We start from the raw sequence: 9,073 nt of genomic DNA, 5'->3' as shown, positions 1-9,073 counted from the left end.
CGCCGATGCCGAACAGCTTCTTCAGCCAGCCGAAGAAGCCACCGCCAGCTGGCTCAGCGGCCGGGGTGCTGGCCCACTGCGGCTTGGCGGCCGGTTGTGCGGCGGGCGCGGCGGCAACCGGCGCGGGCGCCGGAGCGGGCGGCGGGGCCACCGGGGCCGGCTGGTCGGGCAGCACGCCCTTGATCACCGGCTCCTGCTTGGGCTTGGCCTTTTCGCGGCGCGAGATCGAGACCTCGTCGTCCGGCTCTTCGATCATCGTGTAGCTGGCCTGCAGGTTCTCCAGACGCGGGTCGTCGTGGCGCAGGCGCTCGAGCTTGTAGTTCGGCGTGTCCAGGTGCTTGTTGGGCACCAGCAGCACGGTGGTGCGCTGCCGCAGCTCGATCTTGGTGATTTCGGTGCGCTTCTCGTTCAACAGGAACGAGGTCACTTCCACCGGCACCTGCACATGCACGGCGGCGGTGTTTTCCTTCATCGACTCTTCCTGGATGATGCGCAGGATCTGCAGCGCGGAAGACTCGGTGTCGCGGATGTGGCCGGTGCCGTTGCAGCGCGGGCAGGTGATGTGGCTGCCTTCGCTCAGGGCCGGACGCAGGCGCTGGCGGCTCAGTTCGAGCAGGCCGAACTTGGAGATCGAGCTGAACTGCACGCGGGCCCGGTCCTGGCGCAGTGCGTCGCGCAGGCGCTGTTCGACCTCGCGGCGGTTCTTCGACTCTTCCATGTCGATGAAGTCGACGACGATCAGGCCGCCCAGGTCGCGCAGGCGGCACTGGCGGGCGATTTCGTCGGCGGCTTCGAGGTTGGTGCGGGTCGCCGTTTCCTCGATGTCGCCGCCACGGGTGGCGCGCGCCGAGTTGACGTCGACCGAGACCAGGGCTTCGGTGTGGTCGATCACGATCGCGCCGCCGGCCGGCAGGTTCACCGTGCGGCTGAACGCGGTCTCGATCTGGTGTTCGATCTGGAAGCGGCTGAACAGCGGCGCATCGTCGCGATAACGCTTCACGCGATTGGCCGTTTCCGGCATCACGTGGTTCATGAACTGGTGCGCTTGCTCGAAGATGTCGTCGGTGTCGATCAGGATCTCGCCGACATCCGAGGTGAAGTAGTCGCGGATCGCACGGATCACCAGCGACGACTCTTGGTAGATCAGGAAGGCGCCCTTGCCGCCCTTGGAAGCGCCGTCGATGGCGTCCCACAGCTTGAGCATGTAGTTCAGGTCCCACTGCAGCTCGGCGGCCGAGCGGCCGATGCCGGCGGTGCGGGCGATCAGGCTCATGCCCTTGGGGTACTCGAGCTGGTCGAGGTTTTCCTTCAGCTCTTCGCGGTCTTCGCCCTCGATGCGGCGGCTGACGCCACCGCCACGCGGGTTGTTGGGCATCAGCACCAGGTAGCGGCCGGCCAGCGACACGAAGGTGGTCAGCGCCGCGCCCTTGTTGCCGCGCTCTTCTTTCTCGACCTGGACCAGCAGTTCCTGGCCGTTCGAGATCACGTCCTGGATCTTGGCGTCACGAACGCCGACACCTTCCTTGAAGTAGGTGCGCGAGATTTCCTTGAACGGCAGGAAGCCGTGGCGGTCTTCACCGTAGTCGACGAAACAGGCTTCGAGCGAGGGCTCGACGCGCGTCACGACCGCTTTGTAGATGTTGCCCTTGCGCTGCTCGCGGCCTTCGATCTCGGTTTCGAAATCGAGCAGCTTCTGGCCGTCGACGATCGCGAGGCGCCGCTCTTCCGGCTGCGTCGCGTTGATCAACATACGTTTCATGTGCACTCCTCGTCACGCACCCGTCCCGTGGGACAGGCGCGAGCCTGTGAGGCGACAAGCCACCCGCTTGGAGCAGGCCGGCTCACGCCTCGACCGATGCACGAGAAACAGCGACGGCGGCCGGAAGAAGGAATCGCCCTGGACTGCTTCGAACCGCTGTTGGCGGTTTCAGCGAGGCAGCGTTGGCGCGTGCGGCGACACAGCAGCGGCGTCGGCGCAAGCCCAGCCCGAACCCCACCCGGCAAAAAATGCCGGGCGCAGGTCTGCCATGAACCTGGGCCACACCGGCAGCAATACGCCGGGGCCGAGGGTCAGCAGACCAGGGGGGTGGGGGAAGCTCATGCGCGAACGGCGCTTTTTGTTGTCGTCGCTGGCGTCGAGGCGTTCGAGCGGGTCGCGCCGATCGCCTCGTGCCAAAAACCTTGGTGGATCCCCGCAATATCGCGGGGCGGCACATCCGAATGTTTCTCTGCCACGCCCGGCGCCACGACCGGCGGCCACTTTGGAGCCCGCCATCCCACAGCGCGGTGAGCGTGTTGCATCACCTTGAAATTCACGGGCGCAATCACCGCCCGCCACCACCTCAGACCCGCTGTGCCCGGGTAAACTCTTGAAAATCAAGCACTTACGGCTCTATCGTGGCGCAGACCATTATAAAGGCGAAAAGCCGCGCGCCGGCAGGCCGTGTCACGCGGCCGTCATCGAAGGTGGCCGCCACCCCCACCCGCGCCAAGACCGCGGCGCCGAAACCGGCACGCCCGTCGGCGCCCAAACCCGCAGCGCAACCGGCGCCGGTCCAGGCGCCGCCGCCCGCCGCGCCTGAAGTCCGGCGGTTGACCGTCGACGAAGGCTCCGCCGGCCAGCGACTGGACAACTTCCTGCTGCGCGAGCTCAAGGGCGTGCCCAAGACCCATGTCTATCGCATCATCCGCTCGGGTGAGGTGCGGGTGAACAAGGGCCGAGCCGCCGCTGACACCCGGCTCGAACTGGGCGATGAGGTGCGCGTGCCGCCGGTACGCGTCGCCACGCCAGATGCCGGCGCGGCCATCGAGACGGTGCCGCCGCGCGAATTCCCGATCCTGCTCGAAGACGAGCACCTGCTGGTGATCGACAAGCCCGCCGGCGTGGCGGTGCACGGCGGCAGCGGTGTCAGCTTCGGCGTCATCGAGCAACTTCGCCGGGCCCGCCCGGACGCCAAATTTCTTGAACTGGTGCACCGGCTGGACCGCGAAACCTCCGGCCTGCTGCTGCTGGCCAAGAAACGCAGCGCATTGACCCATTTGCAAGACCAGTTCCGCCAGCGCGAGACGGGCAAGACCTACGCCGCGCTGGTCAGCGGCACCTGGCCGGCCAGCAAGAAGGTGATCGACGTTGCGTTGCACAAGTATCTGAACGCCGAGGGCGAACGACGTGTGCGTGCCGTGGCCGCCGATCACGGCGAGGGCCAGCGTTCGATCTCGCTGGTGCGCGTGGTCGGTAACTACACCGGTTCGGCACCCGGCTTCACGCTGCTGGACGTGACGATCAAGACAGGCCGCACGCACCAGATCCGCGTGCATCTGGCCAATGAGGGTCACCCGATCGTCGGCGACGACAAGTACGGCGAGTTCGCTCTCAACAAAGCCTTGGCCGCCGGGCGGCTGGTGAACGGTTGCCGCTTCGACCGCATGTTCCTGCACGCCCGCCGCCTGGCCTTCGACCACCCTGCCAGCGGGGAACGCATCGAGCTCAACGCRCCGCTGCCGCCCGAATGCGAGACACTGCTCGCGAGCCTTGCCGACAACAACAATTCATGACCCGTACCCGCCGTTTCGACCTGATCGCCTTCGACTGGGATGGCACCCTGTTCGACTCCACCGCGCTGATCGTGCGCAGCATCCAGAACGMCTGCCGCGACATCCAGGTCCCCGTGCCTGACGACCAGCGCGCTGCTTATGTGATCGGCCTGGGCCTGCGCGACGCGTTGGAATACGCCGTGCCCGGCCTGCCGCCCGAGCGCTACCCCGAGCTGGGCGCGCGCTACCGCCACCACTACCTGGCCAGCCAGCACGAGCTGAGCCTGTTCGCCGGCACGTTGCAGATGCTGCGCGCGCTGAAAGATCGCCAGCACTTTCTGACCGTGGCCACTGGCAAGAACCGTCGCGGGCTCGACGATGTGCTGAAGACGACCGAGCTGCGTGGCCTGTTCGACGGCAGCCGCACCGCCGACGAGACTTTCTCGAAGCCGCACCCGCGCATGCTGCAGGAGCTGATGGCCGAGTTCAGTGTGGAGCCGGAGCGCACGCTGATGATCGGTGACACCACGCACGACCTGCAGATGGCCGTCAACGCCGGAACGCCCTCGGTCGGTGTCAGCTTCGGCGCCCATGACCACGAGTCCTTCGTGCCCTTGTCGCCTCTGTTCATCGCCCACTCCACCCGCGAGCTGCACGACTGGCTGCTGACCCATGGCTGACCAACCGGTCGAGCAGCACGTCTGCGCCAGCGCCGACCTCGAAGAGCGCGGCAAGGCAGTGATGTTCGACGTGATGCTGTGGCGCGAGCCGGCGCGGGCGTTTGCCTTGCGCTTCGACGGCCGCGTGGTTGCCTACCTGAACCGCTGCGCCCATGTGCCGACCGAGCTGGACTGGCAGCCTGGCGAGTTCCTCGACCTGGACAAGCGCTGGATCATCTGCTCTATCCACGGCGCCACCTACGAACCGTCTGACGGCTACTGCATTGCCGGCCCTTGCCGCGGTGAGCATCTGATGGCGCTCGACGTGGTGGAGCGCGACGGTCAGGTGTATTGGTATCCTAGTCCGGACATCCGGCCGGTTGTGTTCGAGTGACACCGCCGCGCCTTGCCCGCCGATTTCCGCTTTCCCCACCGAGTCTTCGATGAGCCTTCCTGACGACCCCGTGCAGCCGCCTGTTCCGCCCCCCGCGCCCGAGTTGGCCGCCCCTGCGCCGGCCGTGGTCGCGCCGCCGCCGCCGGCCCCTGCGCCCGCGCCTTCCCCCGAGGCGCCTGCGTCTCAGCTGGCCGGCATGGAGGTCTTGCTGCGCCAGGTCTCGACCGAGCTGCTGCGCGACCGCCGCAGCGCCCGGCGCTGGAACCTGGGCCTGCGCCTGGGCTGGTTCGGCCTGGTGCTGGCCATCGTCTGGGGTCTGTCGACCCAGCGCAGCGGCCACCCCAACACGCCGGCCGGTCCGCACACCGCGCTGGTCGAGGTGCGTGGCGAGATCGCGGTGGACACCGAGGCCAACGCCGAGCAGCTGGTGGCGTCGATCAAGAGCGCCTTCGAAGATGAAGGCGCCAAGGCGGTCGTGCTGCGCATCAACTCGCCCGGTGGCAGCCCGGTGCAATCCGGCATCATCAACGACGAGATCCGCCGCCTGAAGATCAAGCACAAGAAGAAGGTCTACGCGGTGGTCGAAGAGACCTGCGCCTCGGGGGCCTACTACATCGCGGTGGCCGCCGACGAGATCTATGTCGACAAGGCCAGCCTGGTCGGCTCGATCGGGGTGCTGATGGACGGCTTCGGTTTCACCGGCCTGATGGACAAGCTCGGCGTCGAGCGCCGCCTGCTGACGGCCGGCTCGAACAAGGGCATGCTGGACCCGTTCTCGCCCGCCGACGCGAAGCAGACCGCCTACGCCAAGGCGATGCTCGACCAGATCCACCAGCAGTTCATCAAGGTCGTGCGCGAAGGCCGCGGTGACCGGCTGAAGGAAACGCCGGAGATCTTCTCGGGCCTGTTCTGGAACGGCGAAGAGGCCGTCAAGCTGGGCCTGGCAGACCACTTCGGCAACCTCGACTACGTGGCGCGCGAGGTGATCGGCTACGAAGACGTGGTCGACTACACGCCCACCGAAAACGTGGCCGAGCGCCTGGCCAAGCGCTTCGGTGCCTCGATCGGCGAAGGGGCGGTGCGCACGCTGCGCAACGTCGCTCCGCTGCGCTGAGCCCGCGGGACCGAGCCCCAAGCGCCGGCCCACCGCCTCAATGGTTGACCTGACGCTGCCAGACGCCACACCAGCCCCCGACATGGGCGACGCCAGTGGGCGCCTGGTGGCCCGGGTGCAAGCCTGGCAGCACCGCCACCCGCTGGCGCGTCGGTTGCCGGCGGCCGATGTGACCGGGCTGGGTGTCATTGCGCTGCCCTACGGCCCGGCCGAGGCGGGTGGCCAGCCGCAGCCGCTGTTCCACCAACCGAGCCTGGTGCCGGGCCTGTCACACCGGGCCCTGGTCGAATTCGCCCAGCGTCACGCGGTGAACTACCGGCCCGGTCCGGCCGAGTGGCCGCAACGTGCTGTCGAGCGCTCTGACGCGTCGCCCGAGCCCGCGCCCGAAACCCGCTACCTGCTGACCGCGGCGGTCACCGAACCGGTCGCGCCGGGGGCTTTGCCACGTCGTTTGCTGCTGGCGCCCGAAGGCTCGGCGATCTGGGGGGCGCGTCCGTTGAGCCGTCCGCGCGTGCTGGCGGCGCTCGGCGCGCTGATGCTGGTGCTCGGCGCAGCGGGCTGGGGGCTGCGTGCCCAATGGCTGGGGCGTGCGACGGCGCCAGTCGTGCCCGTGGCAGCTTCGTCAGTGGTGCCGGCGCCTGCGGCTTCGGCGGTCGCTGTGGTGGTGCCTGCGTCTTCGGCCGCGATGCCTGCGTCGGCGGTGGCCTCTGCCGTGACCGCGGTTCCCACGAAGGCTGCCAGCGTGCCTGTTTTGTCGCCGGTGGCTGCGCCGCAGGCGGCAGCATCCACGCCAGCCCATCTGGTTGCGCCACCGGTGGCACGCGTCGCGTCGACAGTGGCGGCGACACCGGTCGTCGCGCCATCGCCAGCGGCATCGGCGCCAAAGGCACCGGCCTCGGCCCCCCAAGCGGCGTCCGCGGTCAGCCCGAGCGGTCCGTCGCCGGCATCTGCCGTGGCGGCGCCCCCGCCGAAGCTGCTGCCGATGCCGACCGCGCGCGGTGGCCCCGCAGTCGCGGCGCCGACTGACGTTGCGCCGGCGCCAGCCCCGGCCGCCAGCGTGGTCGTGCCCGCGGGGCCGCATTTCGCGCTGGTGTCGCCGCCTTCAAAGAAGCGGGCCGGCGCCGAGGCCACGCTGGCCCAGATCCACAAGCTGCTGGGCCCGGCCATCGGCCAGATGCAGGCACAGATCATGCCCTCACCTGAAGGCTTTGTTGTCACGATCTGGCCGTTGCCGACGCAGGCCGATGCCGAGCGTCTGGCCGAAGTGCTGGCGCGCCGCGGGGTGCCGATGAAGTGGCTCGAGTTCTGAACGGCCGCCGGCCCGTCGCTTGGCACCAAGCCCCGCGAGCGGGCCAGAAATGCCTGGGCCGCCACGACGGCAGGGACAACATTGCCCTGCGCCTCGGCGGCCGGAAGAATGCGGGTGTCGAATCCGGACCATGAGCGAGACCACGCTGGAAGCACCATTGCGCAAACGCACCCGGCACACGCGGTCGGCGGCGGCGCGCGCCCATGTGCCGGCGCGTTCCCCGCACCCCGGCCGCAGCCACGGCTTGCCGTCGCCGCGGCGGGTGCTGGCGGCCCAGGTGGTGGCCTGGCACAACGGCCATCCGCTGGCGCGCCGCATCAACCGCCGTCAACTGGGCGGCTATGGCGTCGTCAGCCTGCCGTTCTCGCCGCCGCCGCCCGAGGGGCAGGACGGCCCGCCGCGCTTCCCGATGTTCGACGACCTGTCGCTGATCCCCGGCCTGTCGCGCAGCAAGGTGGTCGCCTTGGCGTTGGCGCAGGGCTGGCGCGAGCGGCCCGGCGCGCCGGAGTGGCCGCTGCGCCAGATCCCGGTCGCCAAGGGCTGGGATGCGTCGAAATCCGAGCCGATCCACCTGCTGACGGTGGCGCTCAAGCGTGGCAAGAAGAAACCGCCGCTGCGGCTGCTGATCGGCCGCTCGGCAGCGGTCGAACTGGGCAGCGTGATCGGCCACCGCCTGTCCAGCCGGCCGCGGCTGGCGCTGGCTGGCCTGGTGTTGCTGCTGCCTTTGCTGGTGGTTGGCTGGGGCTTGAAGCAGCTGTGGCCGTCCAGCCGCGGGGGCAAGCTGGCGCTGCCGCCGGTGGCCGAGGCGCAGCAACAGCTTGAATCCGCTCGGCCCGCGACGGGCGGCCCGCCGCGGGGCAGCGTCTCCGCACGGTCCGAAGCGCCGGCGCCACTGCCGAACGTGGGCGGTCCGGTGGCCACAGCGCCAGGGCCGGATGACATCCTGCCGGTGCCGAAGGTGGCCGACACGCCCACCAAGGGCCCGCGTGTCGGCAGCGGCTTGTCCGCCGATGCCGGCGACCCGCGTGCTGCGGCCGGGCCCGACCAGTTCCGCCTCGTTGGCCCACCGCTGCGCGACCCGGCCGTGCTGCAAAGCCAGGCGAACAAGCTGCAGTCGGCGCTCGAAGCGATGGGCCAGACCGGCGGCCGCCTGCGCATGGACGTGGTCGGCACGCCCGAAGGCGACGCGCTGTCGATCGGCCCGGTGGGCGACCAGGCCGAAGCCGAGCGCATCGCCAAACGCCTGGCCGCCAGGGGCATCACGTTGAAGGTCACCGAGCAGCCCTGACCGCCTCCGTGAGCGGCGGCGTCATAGATTGTTGATTCGCGGGTTTTCCCCRGGCACTGACAGTTACAGGCAGAATCCGCCCCGTGCTGCAGCGCAGCACCCGTTCAACTCCCGGTTCCCCCATGAGCGTCCATCCCCAGCCCGCCCCCGATGCCAGCGCCACGCGCCCCGCGTGGACCCTGCCTCGTCTGCGCGAAGCCAGCGCACGCGGCGAGAAGCTGGTGATGCTGACCTGCTATGACGCCACCTTCTCTCGCGTATTGGACGAAGCCGGCGTCGACATCCTGCTGGTCGGCGATTCGCTGGGCAACGTGATCCAGGGCGAGACCAGCACCTTGCCGGTCACGCTGGAACAGATGGCGTACCACACGCGCGCCGTGGCGCAGGGCAAGCGCAGCGCGTTCCTCGTCACCGACCTGCCGTTCGGTACCTACGAGGCCAGCCCCGAACAAGCCTTTGCTTCGGCCGCCACGCTGATGCGCGCCGGCGCGCAGATGGTCAAGCTCGAAGGCGGCGGCTACACGGCCGAGACGGTGCGCTTCCTGACCGAGCGCGGCATCCCCGTCTGCGCCCACCTGGGCCTGACGCCGCAGCGCGTGCACGCGATCGGCGGCTACCGCGTCCAGGGCCGTGACGACGCCGCCGCGAAGGTGTTGCTCGACGACGCGACCGCGCTGGCCCAGGCCGGTGCSGCCTTCTTGGTGCTGGAGCTGGTGCCCTCGGTCGTGGCGCGCCACATCAGCACCGAACTGCCTCAGCTGATGACGATCGGCAT

At 69.2% G+C, this 9,073-nt stretch carries 8 protein-coding genes; 7 read left to right on the top strand and 1 reads right to left on the bottom strand.

Annotated elements, in window-relative coordinates:
* Positions 1-1,759, bottom strand: a 1,759-nt coding sequence (locus tag AC1DYI_RS19380) for an Rne/Rng family ribonuclease (protein ID WP_477205764.1), incomplete at its 3' end; no start/stop codon positions are given.
* A gap of 707 nt (positions 1,760-2,466) precedes the next feature.
* On the opposite strand from AC1DYI_RS19380, the gene AC1DYI_RS19375 reads away from it, so the two are divergent.
* The 7 genes from AC1DYI_RS19375 to panB all read left to right on the top strand — a co-directional run.
* A complete protein-coding gene (locus AC1DYI_RS19375; protein WP_477205763.1) occupies positions 2,467-3,555 on the top strand; it encodes an RluA family pseudouridine synthase in 1,089 nt (362 codons plus the stop codon).
* A complete protein-coding gene (locus AC1DYI_RS19370) occupies positions 3,552-4,214 on the top strand; it encodes an HAD family hydrolase (RefSeq protein WP_477205762.1) in 663 nt (220 codons plus the stop codon). The genes AC1DYI_RS19375 and AC1DYI_RS19370 overlap by 4 nt, the downstream gene beginning before the upstream one ends.
* Complete coding sequence (locus tag AC1DYI_RS19365; protein WP_477205761.1) at positions 4,207-4,587, top strand: Rieske (2Fe-2S) protein; 381 nt, start codon at positions 4,207-4,209, stop codon at positions 4,585-4,587. Before AC1DYI_RS19370 ends, AC1DYI_RS19365 begins: the two co-directional genes overlap by 8 nt.
* A 49-nt stretch (positions 4,588-4,636) precedes the next feature.
* Entirely contained in the window at positions 4,637-5,701 is a 1,065-nt protein-coding gene (locus AC1DYI_RS19360; RefSeq protein WP_477205760.1) for a S49 family peptidase, read from the top strand.
* Between the two features lie 40 nt (positions 5,702-5,741).
* Entirely contained in the window at positions 5,742-7,010 is a 1,269-nt protein-coding gene (locus tag AC1DYI_RS19355) for a hypothetical protein (protein WP_477205759.1), read from the top strand.
* Positions 7,011-7,140: 130 nt separating this feature from the next.
* The gene (locus AC1DYI_RS19350) at positions 7,141-8,298 is read left to right on the top strand and encodes a hypothetical protein (RefSeq protein WP_477205758.1); all 1,158 of its coding nucleotides are present in this window, start codon (positions 7,141-7,143) and stop codon (positions 8,296-8,298) included.
* A gap of 122 nt (positions 8,299-8,420) precedes the next feature.
* Positions 8,421-9,073: 3-methyl-2-oxobutanoate hydroxymethyltransferase (gene panB / locus AC1DYI_RS19345; protein ID WP_477205757.1), on the top strand; the 653-nt coding region annotated here is incomplete at its 3' end.

The organism is Ideonella sp. P3_A4 (assembly GCF_056403075.1).
This window is presented reverse-complemented; position numbering and strand designations above follow the sequence as displayed.